Genomic DNA, 14,686 nt, shown 5'->3' on the forward strand with positions numbered 1-14,686 from the left:
GCTCGGCCTCGGCGCGGGCGGCGGCGAGCGCCTGCTCGGCCTCGGCGCGCGACTCCTCGACGATCCGGCGGGCCTGGGACTCGGAGCGGGCGCGCAGCTGCTCGGCCCACGCCACGTTCTCGTTGACGTGCGACTCGACGGTCTGCCGGCGCTCGGCCAGCTCCTGGTCGAGCTGCTGGCGGCGGGCCACCGCCTCCGCGTGCAGCTCGGCCTGGAGGCGGGCCGCCTGCTCGGCGTGCTCCTGGAGGATGCGCTGCGTCTGCGCGCGGGCCTGGCTCAGCTCCCGCTCCGCGTCCGCCCGCAGCTGGTCCGCCTGCATCTGGGCGGTGCGGAGCATCTGCTCGGCCTGGTAGCCGATGTCGGCCCCGTCGTAGGCCGGACGGGACATGAGGGTGCGGCGCGCCTCGTGCAGCTTGGCGCGCAGCACCTCGACCTGGTAGCCGAGGTCCTCGGCGTGCTGGATCGCCTTTTCCCGCTCGGTCTTCAGCCGCTCCATCTCGGCCTCGAACCGAGAGAGGTGGTCGACGTCAGCCGCCGGCTCTCGCTCCTGGCGTTCGTAGCCCCGCACTGCGCGGTCCCATCCGTCCCCTGGTCGCAAGCTTCTCCGAACGAGCTCCGTCCATCCGCCGAACGGGGCCCCCGGGGAATGGTGTCAGATCAACGGCGGAGCATGGGCTGCTGCCCCGACGCTCGTCCCCCGAAACCCGGACCCCGGCCTTGTCCCGCCGTCCAAGCGGGACCCGGTCGCCCTGGTGGAGCGGCGACCGCCCCCAACCCTACCGGCCCTTATGTACGGGAGTCAGTGCTCAGGTGACTCAACAGCCGCCGAAGTGACCAGTTCCGTCAGTACACCGTGGCAATCTTTGGGATGCAGGAACGTGATCCGCGACCCCATGGAACCGATCCGTGGCTCCTCGTACAGGACTCGGACGCCCTTGTCCTTGATCGCGGCGGCGTCCCCGTCCACGTCAGCCGTGCCGAAGGCGATGTGGTGAACGCCCTCGCCGTTCTTCGCCAGCCACTTCGCGACCGTGGAGTCCTCGCGGATGGGTTCGAGCAGCTGGAGGTAGGAGGCACCACCGTCGTCGGTGTTGTTGATCTTCAACATGGCCTCGCGCACGCCCTGTTCCTCGTTGACCTCGGTGTGGAACACCGTGAAGCCGTAGGTCGAGGTGTAGAACTCGACGGTCTGCTCCAGGTCGAAACAGGCGATCCCGATGTGGTCGATTCGCGTCAGCATGGTGCTAGTGCAGCGCTCTCGCGGTGGTTACGCAACGTGCGCGCGATCACACCGACAGCCCGATGACGTGGTGCCGTACCGCTCAGTACATTCGAAGTAAACCCTCGTTCACTCCTCGGCTGTGCAGGCCGGAAGGGGATCGCAGCTCATGTCTGGAACGAACAGCACGACCTCCGTCATCGTCGCGGGTGCCCGCACCCCGATGGGACGGCTGCTCGGCTCGCTGAAGTCCTTCTCCGGAGCCGACCTCGGCGGCTTCGCGATCAAGGCCGCCCTCGACCGTGCGGGGATCGGTGGCGACCAGGTGCAGTACGTGATCATGGGGCAGGTGCTGCAGGCCGGGGCGGGACAGATCCCGGCACGTCAGGCCGCGGTCAAGGCGGGCATCCCGATGAACGTCCCGGCCCTGACGATCAACAAGGTGTGTCTCTCGGGCCTCGACGCGATCGCGCTCGCCGACCAGCTGATCCGTGCGGGTGAGTTCGATGTGATCGTCGCGGGCGGCCAGGAGTCCATGACCAACGCCCCCCACCTGCTGCCGAACTCCCGTGAGGGCTTCAAGTACGGCGCGGTGCAGATGCTCGACGCGATGGCGTACGACGGTCTGACCGACTCCTTCGAGGGCATCGCCATGGGCGAGTCGACCGAGAAGCACAACACGCGCCTCGGCATCGGCCGGCCGGAGCAGGACGAGATCGCGGCCCTGTCCCACCAGCGGGCGGCGGCCGCCCAGAAGAACGGCATCTTCGAGGCGGAGATCACCCCGGTCGAGGTGCCGCAGCGCAAGGGCGAGCCGGTCGTCTTCAGCCAGGACGAGGGCATCCGCGGCGAGACGACGGCCGAGTCGCTGGGCAAGCTGCGCCCGGCGTTCACCAAGGACGGCACGATCACGGCCGGTTCCTCCTCGCAGATCTCGGACGGTGCGGCGGCCGTGGTCGTGATGAGCAAGGCCAAGGCGCAGGAGCTGGGCCTGGACTGGATCGCGGAGATCGGCGCCCACGGGAACGTGGCCGGGCCGGACAACTCCCTGCAGTCGCAGCCGTCGAACGCGATCCTGCAGGCCCTGAAGAAGGAGGGCCTGGAGGTCTCGGACCTCGACCTGATCGAGATCAACGAGGCGTTCGCAGCCGTCGCCGTGCAGTCAATGAAGGACCTTGGAGTTTCCATCGAAAAGGTGAACGTCAACGGTGGCGCCATCGCCCTGGGCCACCCGATCGGGATGTCCGGCGCGCGGCTGGTCCTCCACCTCGCCCTGGAACTCAAGCGGCGCGGCGGAGGCGTCGGCGCGGCCGCCCTGTGCGGTGGCGGCGGCCAGGGTGACGCACTGATCGTGCGGGTAGCCAAGGCCTGAGCATTCGGTACGTCTCTCCCGACGTCTCTACTCGAACGGAGCTGTGATGCAGGACGTCTCCTCACTGGTGGCCCAGGCCAGGGAAGGCCGGCCGCGGGCCGTGGCCCGGCTGATCTCCTTGGTGGAGGGGGCGTCCCCACAGCTCAGGGAGGTCATGGCGGCGCTGGCCCCGCTGACGGGCAACGCGTACGTCGTGGGTCTCACGGGTTCGCCGGGCGTCGGCAAGTCCACGTCCACGTCGGCGCTCGTGACGGCCTACCGCAAGCAGGGCAAGCGGGTCGGCGTCCTGGCCGTCGACCCGTCCTCGCCCTTCTCCGGCGGCGCGCTGCTCGGCGACCGGGTGCGGATGTCCGAGCACGCCTCGGACCCCGGTGTGTACATCCGTTCGATGGCGACGCGCGGTCATCTGGGCGGCCTCGCCTGGGCGGCCCCGCAGGCGATCCGCGTGCTGGACGCGGCGGGCTGCGACGTGATCCTGGTGGAGACGGTCGGCGTCGGCCAGTCGGAGGTCGAGATCGCCTCCCAGGCCGACACCTCGGTGGTCCTCCTCGCCCCCGGAATGGGCGACGGCATCCAGGCCGCGAAGGCGGGCATCCTGGAGATCGGCGACGTCTACGTCGTCAACAAGGCCGACCGTGACGGCGCGGACGCGACCGCGCGCGAGCTGAACCACATGCTGGGGCTGGGGGAGTCGCGGGCTCCCGGCGACTGGCGCCCGCCGATCGTGAAGACGGTCGCGGCGCGCGGCGAGGGCGTCGACGAGGTCGTCGAGGCGCTGGAGAAGCACCGGGCGTGGATGGAGGAGCGGGGGGTGCTGACGGAGCGCCGGCTGGCTCGCGCCGCCCACGAGGTCGAGACGATCGCGGTGACGGCCCTGCGCGAGCGGATCGGCGACCTGCACGGCGACCGCCGCCTGGGCGCGCTGGCGGAGCGGATCGTGGCCGGGGAGCTGGATCCCTACCGGGCGGCGGACGAGCTGGTGGCGGGCCTGACGAACAACTGACGGGACGAAGGCCGACGGAAAAGCGTGTGGCCCGCGCCCGGCCGCGTTGATAGCTTGATCCGCATGTTCCTCCTCTTGGCATAGGGCCCGCCCAGGTCCGCGATCGACGAGCAGCGTCCGGCTGTGGTCGTCGCGGCACTCCGGCGTCCCCTCATTGCCTCCAGACGAGGAACTTCCGCGTGTCCACGCCTTCTTCCGTGCGGCCGTCGTACGCCGCCGTTCTGCGCATTCCGTACGCCCGCCGCGCCTTCGCCGCCGCGCTGGCCGGCCGACTGTCGTACGGGACGGTGTCCATCGCCGTCATGCTGTCCGTGACCCGGGCGACCGGGTCGTACGCCGTGGCCGGTACGGTCATGGCGCTCTTCGGGGCCATGACGGTCCTCCTCTCGCCGCCCCGGGCGGCGCTCGTCGACCGGTACGGACCCCGGCGGGCGCTGATACCGATGGCGCTGGTCTACGCGGGACTGCTGACGGCGCTCGCTGCGGCGAGCCGGCGGCCCGGCGCACCGGCGCTGCTGCTGGGCGCCCTCGCGGTCGCCGCCGGTGCCTTCCCGCCCCCGCTGGGCCCCACCATGCGCACCGTGTGGAGCGGACTCATCGACGACCAGCGGCTGTTGCGGCATGCATACGGGCTCGACGGGGTGGCCGAGGAACTGCTGTTCGCCTCCGGGCCGCTGCTCGTGGGCGCGGTGGTGCGCTGGGCGCCGCCGGCGGCCGGGGTGGCACTGAGCGCGTTGCTGGTGGCGGTCGGGACGGTCGTCTTCGCTCTGTCGCCGGGAGTGGCCGGGGTGCGGTCCGCGGCGGCCGGGTCCGGCCGGCCGGAGGGGCGATTGAAAGGCGCGCGAGGGCTGGTGCAGCCGGTGCTGGTGGCGGCGGGCGTCGGACTGGCCGTCGGTGCGCTGGATCTGCTGGTCATGGCCTTCGCCGAGCAGCGGCGGTACGGCGATGACACCGTGGCCTGGGTGCTCGCGGCGCTGTCGGCCGGAAGCGCGGTGGGCGGCCTGCTGAACGGCGCCGTGAACTGGCGTACATCCGCACGGGTACGACTTCCCCTGTCGGCGGCAGCTGTGGGTCTCATCCTGGCCGTTGCGGGCCTGGCCTCCGGCCTCGGTGTCCTCGCGGCGACCGTGGCCTGCGCGGGCCTGTTCATCGCCCCGGCCCTCACGACGTCGTACCTGATCGCGGACGAGTCCGCTCCACCGGGATTCCGCACCCAGGCGGGCGCCTGGGTCAACACGGCCGTCAACGCCGGGAGTTCGGGCGGCTCGGCGGCCGCGGGCCTGCTGGTGGGGCACCTGCCGCTGGGGGCGTGCTTCGCGGCGTCGGGGGCTGCCGTAGCCGTCATGGCTGCCATGGCTGCGGGCAGTCGTGCCGCTGGGGCGATGGGGGTCCCCCCTGCTCGAGCCTAGCCGAGAGCCTGGGGGCGGGTGGGCGCTGGGGGTACCCCCAGCTCGAAGAGCTTGGGGGAGGCGCCCTGCCCGCGCCGGTGAGCGAAACCCCGCCCGGCCGGCCCCAGCACCGGGTGCCGCTCGGCTGCACCCGCTCAGCCGCTACGGCTTGCCCCGCTGCCCCCGCAAGTGCTCCGCGATGGGCCGCAGGGACTTGTGCAGCTGTTCGAGGTCCTCGGGCGGAAGCAGATCGATGAAGTGGCGCCGCACAGAGGCCACATGGTGTGGCGCGACCTTCCTCATCGTCTCCATGCCGTGGTCCGTGAGGACCGCGTACAGGCCCCGGCGATCCGACTCGCAGTTCTCGCGGCGCACCAGGTCCGCGTTCTCCATACGTGTGATCTGGTGCGAGAGCCGGCTCTTGGACTGGAGGGTGGCGGCTGCGAGGTCGCTCATCCGCATCCGTACGCCCTCCGACTCCGAGAGATTCACCAGGATCTCGTAGTCGTTCATTGTCAGGCCGAACGGCTGCAGGTCTCGTTCGAGCTGGTACGTCAACAGCCTGTTGACCTCCAGGTGGGTGCGCCAGGCGCACTGCTCCGCATCGGTCAGCCAGCGCGTGGCCGTCTCGGTCTCCATGTATGAAGTCTACCTAAAAGGTTGAAAGGCGAACTAGTGAGGGTGGTGTGACTGTGCGCACGCGTTCGACGTCACACTCCGCAGACTACCGCTCACAGCCCGAAGCGACGCTGGAGGTCGCCCAGCTGTCCGGGAAGGCGCGGTGTCCCCGGCTGCTGCCCCTGGTGACCGGGCGCCCCGCCGCCCGGTACACCGGGCTCGCTCGGGACCGCTCCCGTGGCCTGCTCGGCCATGAGCGTTTCCGTGGACTGGAGCAGGACCGTGCCCGCCCCGACGAACTCGAACTGATGCTCCTCTCCGGAGGCCCCGCCAAGGCCCGTCATCGCACGTAGACCGCCCCATACGCCCGTCAGATATCCGTGATCGTAGTGATGGCACGGGGACGGGCAGTCGGCCCAGCCGACCAGGGCCTGCGGGTCCACTCGGATCGGGGGTTCCATGAACACCACCGGTCCGTTGGACGCTGCCACGAACTTGCCGGTTCCGATCAGCGTCAGGAAACCCGGAATGATCGACTGCTTGAGCGAGAGAGTTGGCTGAAAAGCGAGCAGGTTGCCCGAGCGAATGGTCAGGTTGCCGTCGTCCAGGTCATACGAATTCACGTCGAAGGCCCGGTCGGCGAGGAGCATCTTGCCCGAGCCCTCCGCCACCACCCAGTCGCTCGCGTGCAGAGGCGAATGGAACGACGTACGGACAATTCGGTCGAGACGGCCGTGCCCGACGCCGTTGAACTCGATCGAACCGTAGTAGGCGATCATCTTGCCCTTCTGCAGGAACCACTGGCTGCTCTTGAGCTCCACGCAGAAGGTGTACTTGTTGACGTTGTCGTCGGCCGGCAGCGTCATCGGGTCGTGGATCACGGGACCGGCGCCCGGGTAGGTGGTCACAGCTTCTCCTCCGACGCCTGGACGTACACCGCACCACTGCCGCTCAGCTCCAGCTGGAACGCCTCGCCGGAGCCGCGGCCCACCATGTCGCGCCAGCCGAGCGCCGAGGACAGCTTGTTGCGTACGTCGCCGTGGTGCGCGACATACGCCTGGGGGTCGACGTGGACCGGGCGCTGCGGGGTGATCGGCACCTCGAAGACGCCACCGTGCGCCATCACGGCGACCGCGCCGCGTCCCGTGAGGGTGGTGGTGAACAGGCCCTGGCCCGTGACCTGGCCGCGCACCATGCCCATGACGCCGCCCTGCGAGCCCATGAACATCGTGCCCTGCTGGAGGGTGCCCTCGAAGGCGAGCAGGCGGTCCGCCTCGACGTACAACGTGTCGCCCGTGAGGTTGATCACCTGGATGTGGTGGCCGCCGTGCCCGAACAGCACCGTGCCGCTGCCCTCCACTGTCATCAGCGGCGTCGCCTCGTTCGCGATGCGGCGGCCGATCATCGACATGACCCCGCCCTGGCCGCCCTGGATGTTGGGGGTGAAGGAGACGTCGCCCTTGTAGGCGAGCATCGCGCCGCGCTGGCTGAACAGCCGCTGCCCCGGCACGACCGTCGCCTCGATCATCTTCGCGTTCACTTCGCGGAAGGTCATCTCAGAGGTCCCCCGCGATCGTGTTGCGCTCGCTGGGCTGGACGTAGACCAGTCCGTCCCCCTCGAAGCGGATCTGGAACGCCTCGCCGCCGCCCTCACCGAAGAAGGTGCGGAACGTCACACCGGACTGGAACGACTGCCGAAGGTTCCCCTGGTGCGCGATGTAGGCGCCCGGGTCGACGATCAGCGGGTACTGCGCGCTCACCCGCAGCACCACCGCCGGACCGTCCGACATGATCGCGGCCTGGCCGTGGCCCTCGACGGTCGTCGTGAACAGGCCGTTGCCCTGCGAGGCGCCGCGCAGGCCGGTGAACGTCGTGCCCGTGCGCAGACCGGCGTCCGTGGCGAGGAGGTTGCTCGACTCGACGTACAGCTTGTCCCCCTGGAGGTTCACGAGGTTGATCTCCGAGGCCCGGTCCGCGAACCAGCACGTTCCGTGCCCCTTCACCTCCATCACGGTCATCTGCTCGCCGGTGAGCCGCCGGGTCACCATCCCCCGGATCCCCTCACCGCCGCCGGTGAGCTTCTTGAAGGCCATCTGCCCGTCGTACGCGACCATGGAGCCGTTCTTCGCCTTGACGGCGTCCCCGGTCATGTCGACGGCCAGCACCTTGCTGCCTTGGAGTCGGAACATCGCCACGGGGTGAAGGTAGCGGCCGGGCGGGCGGAGCGGACAGAGCCCGGAGGTGGATCCCGACCCTGACCCGCCCCCTAGGCGGCCCGGGCGTGCCGCCGAGGCAACCGGCGTGTCGCCGAGCTCACACGGCCGGCGGAGCGCCGACACCCCGCACCCCCGTTCCCGGCCCTCCGGGTCCCGGATGTCACAATGGGCGGGCGCTTGTGCGTGTGTTCACAAAGCGTCGACGACCCTCCCACCGAAGACGACCCTCCCACCGAAGGTGACCCGTGGACATAAAGACCGCCACCGCCCTCCGCCGGCTCCGCCTGGTCTCGGCCCCCGAGGCCGTCTCCTTCCTGCTGCTGCTCGTCTGCTCGGTGCTGAAGCGCACCACCGACTTCAACGCGGTGCCCGTCATGGGATCGATCCACGGGATCCTCTTCATCCTGTACGTGATCTTCTGGGCGGACGCCTGGAACCGCACCAAGTGGTCCGCGAAGACCGCCGCCCTCTACTTCGTCCTCTCCGTGCTGCCGACCGGCGGTTTCTTCGCCGAGCGCAAGCTGCGCCGCGAGGCCGAGGACGCCGTCATCGCCGCCCGCGCCCGCAAGGAAGGGATCGTGAACGCGTGATCGTCGCCTTCTCCGTGACGCCGCTCGGCGTCGGTGAGGACGTGGGGGAGTACGTCGCCGACGCCGTCAGGGTCGTACGCGAATCGGGTCTGCCGAACCGCACGGACGCCATGTTCACCTCGATCGAGGGTGAGTGGGACGAGGTGATGGACGTCGTCAAGCGCGCCGTCGCGGCGGTCGAGCAGCGCGCGCCTCGGGTCTCGCTCGTCCTGAAGGCGGACATCCGCCCCAGTGTCACGGACGGTCTCACCTCGAAGGTGGAGACGGTGGAGCGGTACCTGTCCACGGAGTGACGGGCCGTCAAGCAGCGGACACCCCGGCCCCGAGGGCCGGGGTTTTCTCGTTCCCGGGCTTTGAGCGATCGCTCAAATCTGCTGTAGTGTCAGGGTGCCTGATTGAGCAGTCGCTCAAAAAGGTGAAAGGTCCATTGACATGGGGGATTTGCAATGGGGCTCTACATAGAGGCGCACATACGCAGCGACCTCGACGAACTGTGGGCACGCACCCAGGACCCCGCGGAGCACCAGCGCTGGGACTTCCGCTTCACCGAGATCAACCATCTCCCGCGCGCGGAGGGCGAACCGCAGCACTTCCGGTACGCAACGCGCGTACTGCCGTTCCTGACGGTCTCCGGGACCGGGGTGTCGGCGGGGGAGAAGGTGCGACCGGACGGGACACGCACCTCCGCGCTGCGGTTTTCCTCGCCGCACCCGCTGTCGCTGATCGCCGAGGGGAGCGGCTACTGGCGGTATGTCCCCGACGGCGACGGCGTCCGCTTCCTGACCGGGTACGACTACCGGCCGCGCTGGGGCGCCTTCGGCGGGCTTGCCGACCGGCTGGTGCTGCGCCCCCTCATGGGCTGGGCGACGGCCTGGTCCTTCGACCGCCTCCGCCTCTGGCTGGAGCGTGGGATCACACCGGAGCGCGCGTTGGTGAACTGGTGCGCGGAACTTGTCGTACGCGCCCTGGTCGTCACCATCGCCTGCACCGGCCTGGGCCTGCGCTCCCTCCTGCGTCTGCTGGGCCCGTTCGCGGCGGCGACGGCCTATCTGTGCCCGCTGCTGCTGGCCGTCACCATCTCCCTGGCCCTGTTCAAGTCGCCCCTCGCGTGCACGCCGGCCGCGCGCCGCTGTCTGCGCACCCCGCCCACCCGGATGACCGCCCCGCGTCTGCTCGCCACCCTGGAGGGGCGTTCATGACCTCGATCTTCCGTACGGTGATGGGCGCGGACTTCGAGCGGCTGCACCCTCAGCTGCGGCGTCGCTTCTCCGTGGGGCTGGTGAGCGGTCAGGCGTGCACCGGGCGCGGGGTGATGGACCGCGTCTGGCACGGCAGGGGGTTGGTGAAGCCGTTCCTTGCGCTCGGCGGCACGCGCAACATCCTCGTCCCTCGTCAGGGCCGGAACGTCCCCTTCGTCATCGAGAACGTGCCGTACGCCGACACGTTCGGCCGCGAGACGGTGACGTTCGTGCGCACCTTCGACCTTCCCGGCCGTGCGCGCCGCTTCGACGCGCAGATGGTGCTCAGCCCGAAGGGGGACCGCGTCCTCGACTACCTGGGCACGCACCAGCACCTGGCGAGCGATCTGTACTTCAGGGCGGAGCCGGACGGGTCGCTGCTCATCCGCTCCGGCGAACACCGCTTCAGGGAGGGGCCGGTGGATGTCCGGGTCCCCGAACTGATCGGCGCGGAGGCGGAGGTGCGGGAGTCGTTCGACGAGTCGACGGGATGCTTCCGGATCCGGGTGCGGGTGGTGAGCCGGTACTTCGGCCCGCTGTTCGGCTATGAGGGATCGTTCACGGTGTCGTACGAGGATGTCGGGGTGCGGGGTGTGCGTCCCGGGCTGCGGCCGGTCCGGGAGGAGGCGCGGGCGTGAGCGAGGCGACGAAGCAGAAACTGCTGGAGGGGGCGTTGCGGACGCTCACCGAGCAGGGGATCGCCAAGACGTCTGCCCGTACGATCGCGGCGGCCGCCGGGGTCAACCAGGCGCTGGTCTTCTACCACTTCGGCTCCGTGGACGAGCTGCTCGCGGCGGCCTGCCGGTACGGGACCGAGCAGCGGGTGGCACGGTACCGGGAGCGGCTCGACCGGATCGGCTCCCTCGGTGAACTCCTCGCGTTCGGGCGGGAGATGCACGAGGAGGAGAAAGCCGCGGGGCATGTGGCGGTCCTCGGCCAGCTGCTGGCCGGGGCCCAGGCCCACGCCCGTCTCGCCCCCGCCACGGCGGCGGGGCTCGATCTGTGGATCGTGGAGATCGAACGGGTGCTGGAGCGGGTGCTGACGTCGACGCCGCTGGGGGAGTTCACCGACGCCGGGGGGCTCGCACGTGCTGTGTCGGCGTCCTTCGTGGGGATCGAACTGTACGAGGGGGTGGACCCGCAGGGCGCGAGCGCCGCACTGTCCGCCCTGGACCAGCTGGCGTCCCTGCTGGCGGCACTGGACGACCTGGGCCCGGTGGCCCAGCGGGCGGTCCGCCATGCACTGCGCCGGGCATCACTCCCGTAGGTCTGCGCCTCGGCGCCCGGCGGCTGCCGCCTGAGCCCGTGCCGGGGCCGGGGGGCGGCAGCGACACGGTGGGGATTCACCGGGTCGTCCCGCCAGGCCGAAGCCGCGGTGGTCCCGGGCTTGGCGGTCGGCCCCGGGGGCCCCGCGCTCAGCGGTTCCTGTTGTTCCCGTAGGTCTGCGCCTCCGCGCCCCGCGGCTGCCGCCCGAGCCCCAGCCGGGGCCGGGGCGGCAGCGACGCCGCGGAGATTCGCCGGGCCAAGGAGCCCCGGCGGTCCCGGAGCCCCGACCACCCCCGGAAGACCCGGCGGCCCCGGCGCGGCCCCGTGCTCGGCGGTTCCTGGTGCTCAGCGCTCCCGTTCCACGTAGTCCCTGAAGTGCTCCAGATCGCTGCGGACGAGGCGTTCGATGACGTTGGCCTGGGCGAATCCCTTAGGTCCGCCGAACGTCTCCCTGATGGTGTCGGGGTCGTACTCGATCCGGGCCTGGACCCGGGTGTGGGTCTTGTCGATCTGCTGCAGCGAGAAGGACCCCGCCAGCTGGGGGGCTTCCGTGGTGCGCCACTCCATGACGCGTTCACCGCGGTCGGAGACCTGGGCGTCGAACTCCCGGGACCGGCCGCCGGCCTCGACGTTCAGATGCGCCCGGCCGCTTGCCTCCGTACGGGCCTCGCGCACGCCTTCCAGGAAGCTCGGATAGTTCTCCACGCGGTGAAGGCTCTTCCAGGCTCTGTCGATCGGGACTCCGACGTCGACGTGTTCTTCAAGTGTGCTCATGGCTCACCTCCACGGTCGGCTCATGACTCATGGCCTTCTGCTTCCAGTGTGCGCCCGGCCCCAGCCCGTCTCCCGAAAAGCGAGACGGGGCTGACCAGCATGTGACCGGCCGGTAAGGTCAATGACGTGCCGAAGCCCCTCAGCCTGTCCTTCGACCCCATCGCCCGCGCCGACGAACACTGGAAGCAGCGGTGGGGAAGCGTGCCGTCCATGGCCGCGATCACCTCGATCATGCGGGCGCAGCAGATCCTGCTCGCCGAGGTCGACGCGGTCGTGAAACCGTACGGACTGACCTTCGCGCGGTACGAGGCGCTGGTGCTGCTCACCTTCTCCAAGGCGGGCGAGCTGCCGATGTCCAAGATCGGTGAGCGGCTCATGGTGCACCCCACATCCGTCACGAACACCGTCGACCGGCTGGTTAAGTCCGGACTCGTCGCCAAGCGGCCCAATCCCAACGACGGCCGCGGCACCCTGGCCTCCATCACCGACAAGGGCCGCGAGGTGTGCGACGCGGCCACCCGCGACCTGATGGCGATGGACTTCGGGCTCGGTGTCTACGACGCGGAGGAATGCGCCGAGATCTTCGCGATGCTGCGCCCGCTGCGGGTCGCCGCGGGGGACTTCGAAGGGGAGTAGTACGTGGTCGGAGGGCGCCGGGGGCGGCCGAAGATCGCCCGAAACCGGTGGTTACGCTCGTACCCATGAAAAAGAGCGTGCTGACCCGCTACCGCGTGATGGCCTACGTCACCGGCGTGCTGCTGGTCCTGCTGACCCTCGGTGTGATCGCCAAGTACGTGCTGGACGTGAACGGCGCCGCGGACTTCACCCGCGTCGTCGGCATCGCGCACGGCTGGCTGTACGTCGTCTACCTGATCTTCGCCTTCGACCTCGGCTCCAAGGCGAAGTGGCCGGTCGGCAAGCAGCTGTGGGTGCTGCTGGCGGGAACGATCCCGACGGCAGCCTTCTTCGTGGAGCGCAAGGTCAGCCACGAGCTGGAGGCGAAGCTCGCGGACGAGGCGCCTGTCGTCGCCAAGGCCTGAGGCCTGACGTCCGAGGCCTCGGGCCCTGCCCGTCACCGCCGTACGGCGGACGCGTACACGTCCTCGTACGGCGGCCTCGTACTGCGGTTCCTCGCGTCCGGTCACCATGACGGACCACGACTGGCGCACATGCCGGTCGACATTTACTTGGACGTCCTAGTAAATTCGAGGGTATGGACGCTGACGCCATCGAGGAGGGCCGCCGACGCTGGCAGGCCCGCTACGACGCCTCGCGCAAGCGCGAGGCCGACTTCACCACGCTCTCCGGCGATCCCGTGGAGCCGGTGTACGGACCGCGGCCCGGAGACACGTACGAGGGCTTCGAACGGATCGGCTGGCCGGGGGAGTACCCCTTCACCCGCGGCCTGTACCCGACCGGCTACCGAGGGCGGACGTGGACCATCCGGCAGTTCGCCGGCTTCGGCAATGCCGAACAGACGAACGAACGCTACAAAATGATCCTGGACGCCGGCGGCGGCGGCCTGAGCGTCGCCTTCGACATGCCGACCCTCATGGGACGCGACTCCGACGACCCGCGTTCGCTCGGCGAGGTCGGGCACTGCGGTGTGGCGATCGACTCGGCGGCCGACATGGAGGTCCTGTTCAAGGACATCCCGCTCGGGGACGTCACGACCTCGATGACGATCAGCGGGCCGGCCGTCCCCGTGTTCTGCATGTACCTGGTCGCCGCGGAGCGGCAGGGCGTCGCTCCGTCCGTACTCAACGGCACGCTCCAGACGGACATCTTCAAGGAGTACATCGCCCAGAAGGAGTGGCTCTTCCAGCCCGAGCCGCACCTCCGTCTGATCGGCGACCTGATGGAGTACTGCGCGTCCGGCATCCCCGCGTACAAGCCGCTGTCCGTCTCCGGCTACCACATCCGGGAGGCGGGCGCGACGGCCGCGCAGGAGCTGGCGTACACGCTCGCGGACGGGTTCGGGTACGTGGAGCTGGGGCTCAGCCGCGGGCTCGACGTGAATGTCTTCGCCCCCGGCCTGTCCTTCTTCTTCGACGCGCACGTCGATTTCTTCGAGGAGATCGCCAAGTTCCGTGCGGCGCGCAGGATCTGGGCGCGGTGGATGCGGGACGTCTACGGGGCCACGTCCGAGAAGGCGCAGTGGCTGCGCTTCCACACGCAGACCGCCGGTGTCTCGCTGACCGCGCAGCAGCCGTACAACAACGTGGTGCGTACGGCGGTGGAGGCGCTGGCCGCGGTGCTGGGCGGCACCAACTCGCTGCACACCAACGCCCTGGACGAGACGCTGGCGCTGCCGAGCGAGCAGGCGGCGGAGATCGCGCTGCGCACGCAGCAGGTGCTCATGGAGGAGACCGGCGTCGCCAACGTCGCCGATCCGCTGGGCGGTTCGTGGTACGTCGAGCAGTTGACGGACCGGATCGAGGCGGACGCGGAGCGGATCTTCGAGCAGATCAGGGAGCGGGGGCTGCGGGCCCATCCGGACGGGCAGCACCCGATCGGTCCGATCACCTCGGGGATTCTGCGCGGCATCGAGGACGGCTGGTTCACGGGCGAGATCGCGGAGTCCGCGTTCCGGTACCAGCAGGCGCTGGAGAAGGGCGACAAGAAGGTGGTGGGCGTGAACGTCCACACCGGGTCGGTGACCGGGGACCTGGAGATCCTGCGGGTCAGTCATGAGGTGGAGCGGGAGCAGGCTCGGGTGCTGGCCGCCCGGCGGACGGCCAGGGACGACGCGGCCGTGCGGGCCGCACTCGACGGGATGCTCGCCGCTGCGCGGTCCGGGGCCAACATGATCGAGCCGATGCTGGACGCCGTGCGGGCGGAGGCGACGCTCGGGGAGATCTGCGGGGTGCTTCGGGACGAGTGGGGGGTGTACACGGAGCCGCCCGGCTTCTGACGGGACTTCACCGACGCGGTGGGGGACCGGGGGTGGGCCCGGGGGGCGCGGGGTTTCGGGGGTTTTGGGGGGGGGGGGGGGGACGGGG

The 14,686-nt window shown here is 70.0% G+C and carries 18 protein-coding genes; 11 read left to right on the forward strand and 7 right to left on the reverse strand.

Annotated features, from left to right (window positions below; all coding sequences use genetic code 11):
* Positions 1–568, reverse strand: a 568-nt coding sequence (locus ABT186_RS37470) for a polarized growth protein Scy-related protein (RefSeq protein ID WP_502973449.1), incomplete at its 3' end; no start/stop codon positions are given.
* Positions 569–799: 231 nt separating this feature from the next.
* A complete protein-coding gene (gene mce / locus ABT186_RS37475) occupies positions 800–1,240 on the reverse strand; it encodes a methylmalonyl-CoA epimerase (protein WP_351225615.1) in 441 nt (146 codons plus the stop codon).
* Positions 1,241–1,388: 148 nt separating this feature from the next.
* Between mce and ABT186_RS37480 the strand changes: the two genes are divergently transcribed.
* From ABT186_RS37480 to ABT186_RS37490, 3 genes are all read left to right on the forward strand, one after another.
* Positions 1,389–2,591, forward strand: a complete 1,203-nt coding sequence (locus tag ABT186_RS37480; protein ID WP_351225613.1) for an acetyl-CoA C-acetyltransferase — start codon at positions 1,389–1,391, stop codon at positions 2,589–2,591.
* Between the two features lie 46 nt (positions 2,592–2,637).
* Positions 2,638–3,594, forward strand: coding sequence for a methylmalonyl Co-A mutase-associated GTPase MeaB (meaB, locus tag ABT186_RS37485; RefSeq protein WP_351225611.1), 957 nt, complete (start codon positions 2,638–2,640; stop codon positions 3,592–3,594).
* A 179-nt stretch (positions 3,595–3,773) separates the two neighbouring features.
* Positions 3,774–5,003, forward strand: a complete 1,230-nt coding sequence (locus ABT186_RS37490) for an MFS transporter (RefSeq protein WP_351928912.1) — start codon at positions 3,774–3,776, stop codon at positions 5,001–5,003.
* 141 nt (positions 5,004–5,144) lie between these two features.
* On the opposite strand, the gene ABT186_RS37495 is transcribed toward ABT186_RS37490, so the two are convergent.
* The 4 genes from ABT186_RS37495 to ABT186_RS37510 all read right to left on the reverse strand — a co-directional run bounded on the left by ABT186_RS37495 (position 5,145) and on the right by ABT186_RS37510 (position 7,789).
* Positions 5,145–5,621 carry a MarR family winged helix-turn-helix transcriptional regulator gene (locus ABT186_RS37495; protein ID WP_351225607.1) on the reverse strand — a complete coding sequence of 159 codons (477 nt, stop codon included), beginning with the start codon at positions 5,619–5,621 and terminating at the stop codon, positions 5,145–5,147.
* Between the two features lie 92 nt (positions 5,622–5,713).
* Positions 5,714–6,508, reverse strand: a complete 795-nt coding sequence (locus ABT186_RS37500) for an AIM24 family protein (RefSeq protein WP_351225605.1) — start codon at positions 6,506–6,508, stop codon at positions 5,714–5,716.
* A complete protein-coding gene (locus tag ABT186_RS37505; protein ID WP_351225603.1) occupies positions 6,505–7,155 on the reverse strand; it encodes an AIM24 family protein in 651 nt (216 codons plus the stop codon). Before ABT186_RS37505 ends, ABT186_RS37500 begins: the two co-directional genes overlap by 4 nt.
* Before the next feature lies 1 nt (position 7,156).
* On the reverse strand, positions 7,157–7,789 hold the full coding sequence (locus tag ABT186_RS37510) for an AIM24 family protein (RefSeq protein ID WP_351225635.1): 633 nt from the start codon (positions 7,787–7,789) through the stop codon (positions 7,157–7,159).
* Between the two features lie 272 nt (positions 7,790–8,061).
* On the opposite strand from ABT186_RS37510, the gene ABT186_RS37515 reads away from it, so the two are divergent.
* The 5 genes from ABT186_RS37515 (at position 8,062) to ABT186_RS37535 (ending at position 10,911) form a co-directional block, all read left to right on the forward strand.
* Positions 8,062–8,406, forward strand: a complete 345-nt coding sequence (locus ABT186_RS37515; protein ID WP_351225601.1) for a DUF3817 domain-containing protein — start codon at positions 8,062–8,064, stop codon at positions 8,404–8,406.
* Positions 8,403–8,699, forward strand: a complete 297-nt coding sequence (locus ABT186_RS37520) for an MTH1187 family thiamine-binding protein (RefSeq protein ID WP_351225599.1) — start codon at positions 8,403–8,405, stop codon at positions 8,697–8,699. Before ABT186_RS37515 ends, ABT186_RS37520 begins: the two co-directional genes overlap by 4 nt.
* Before the next feature lie 153 nt (positions 8,700–8,852).
* Positions 8,853–9,605, forward strand: a complete 753-nt coding sequence (locus ABT186_RS37525; protein ID WP_351928914.1) for a hypothetical protein — start codon at positions 8,853–8,855, stop codon at positions 9,603–9,605.
* Entirely contained in the window at positions 9,602–10,282 is a 681-nt protein-coding gene (locus tag ABT186_RS37530) for a DUF4166 domain-containing protein (RefSeq protein ID WP_351928916.1), read from the forward strand. Before ABT186_RS37525 ends, ABT186_RS37530 begins: the two co-directional genes overlap by 4 nt.
* A complete protein-coding gene (locus tag ABT186_RS37535; protein WP_351928918.1) occupies positions 10,279–10,911 on the forward strand; it encodes a TetR/AcrR family transcriptional regulator in 633 nt (210 codons plus the stop codon). Before ABT186_RS37530 ends, ABT186_RS37535 begins: the two co-directional genes overlap by 4 nt.
* Before the next feature lie 344 nt (positions 10,912–11,255).
* Here ABT186_RS37535 and ABT186_RS37540 read toward each other — a convergent pair whose 3' ends face one another.
* Entirely contained in the window at positions 11,256–11,684 is a 429-nt protein-coding gene (locus tag ABT186_RS37540) for an SRPBCC family protein (protein ID WP_351225591.1), read from the reverse strand.
* 126 nt (positions 11,685–11,810) lie between these two features.
* On the opposite strand from ABT186_RS37540, the gene ABT186_RS37545 reads away from it, so the two are divergent.
* From ABT186_RS37545 to icmA, 3 genes are all read left to right on the forward strand, one after another.
* Positions 11,811–12,320: a MarR family winged helix-turn-helix transcriptional regulator gene (locus tag ABT186_RS37545; RefSeq protein ID WP_351225589.1), complete on the forward strand. Its 510-nt coding sequence runs from the start codon at positions 11,811–11,813 to the stop codon at positions 12,318–12,320.
* Between the two features lie 65 nt (positions 12,321–12,385).
* Positions 12,386–12,724, forward strand: a complete 339-nt coding sequence (locus ABT186_RS37550) for a DUF3817 domain-containing protein (RefSeq protein ID WP_351225587.1) — start codon at positions 12,386–12,388, stop codon at positions 12,722–12,724.
* Between the two features lie 173 nt (positions 12,725–12,897).
* Positions 12,898–14,598: a coenzyme B12-dependent isobutyryl-CoA mutase large subunit gene (gene icmA / locus ABT186_RS37555; RefSeq protein ID WP_351225585.1), complete on the forward strand. Its 1,701-nt coding sequence runs from the start codon at positions 12,898–12,900 to the stop codon at positions 14,596–14,598.
* Positions 14,599–14,686: the final 88 nt, after the last annotated feature.

Origin of the sequence: Streptomyces sp. NPDC001634 (assembly GCF_040298185.1) — a bacterium.
Classification (GTDB): Bacteria; Actinomycetota; Actinomycetes; order Streptomycetales; family Streptomycetaceae; genus Streptomyces.

What these genes read in the sequence shown, in the direction of transcription:
- mce (WP_351225615.1), bottom strand. Translation starts at nt 1,240, where the DNA reads ATGCTGACGCGAATCGACCACATCGGGATCGCCTGTTTCGACCTGGAG.
- ABT186_RS37480 (WP_351225613.1), top strand. Translation starts at nt 1,389, where the DNA reads ATGTCTGGAACGAACAGCACGACCTCCGTCATCGTCGCGGGTGCCCGC.
- meaB (WP_351225611.1), top strand. Translation starts at nt 2,638, where the DNA reads ATGCAGGACGTCTCCTCACTGGTGGCCCAGGCCAGGGAAGGCCGGCCG.
- ABT186_RS37495 (WP_351225607.1), bottom strand. Translation starts at nt 5,621, where the DNA reads ATGGAGACCGAGACGGCCACGCGCTGGCTGACCGATGCGGAGCAGTGC.
- ABT186_RS37505 (WP_351225603.1), bottom strand. Translation starts at nt 7,155, where the DNA reads ATGACCTTCCGCGAAGTGAACGCGAAGATGATCGAGGCGACGGTCGTG.
- ABT186_RS37510 (WP_351225635.1), bottom strand. Translation starts at nt 7,789, where the DNA reads ATGTTCCGACTCCAAGGCAGCAAGGTGCTGGCCGTCGACATGACCGGG.
- ABT186_RS37525 (WP_351928914.1), top strand. Translation starts at nt 8,853, where the DNA reads ATGGGGCTCTACATAGAGGCGCACATACGCAGCGACCTCGACGAACTG.
- ABT186_RS37530 (WP_351928916.1), top strand. Translation starts at nt 9,602, where the DNA reads ATGACCTCGATCTTCCGTACGGTGATGGGCGCGGACTTCGAGCGGCTG.
- ABT186_RS37540 (WP_351225591.1), bottom strand. Translation starts at nt 11,684, where the DNA reads ATGAGCACACTTGAAGAACACGTCGACGTCGGAGTCCCGATCGACAGA.
- ABT186_RS37550 (WP_351225587.1), top strand. Translation starts at nt 12,386, where the DNA reads ATGAAAAAGAGCGTGCTGACCCGCTACCGCGTGATGGCCTACGTCACC.
- icmA (WP_351225585.1), top strand. Translation starts at nt 12,898, where the DNA reads ATGGACGCTGACGCCATCGAGGAGGGCCGCCGACGCTGGCAGGCCCGC.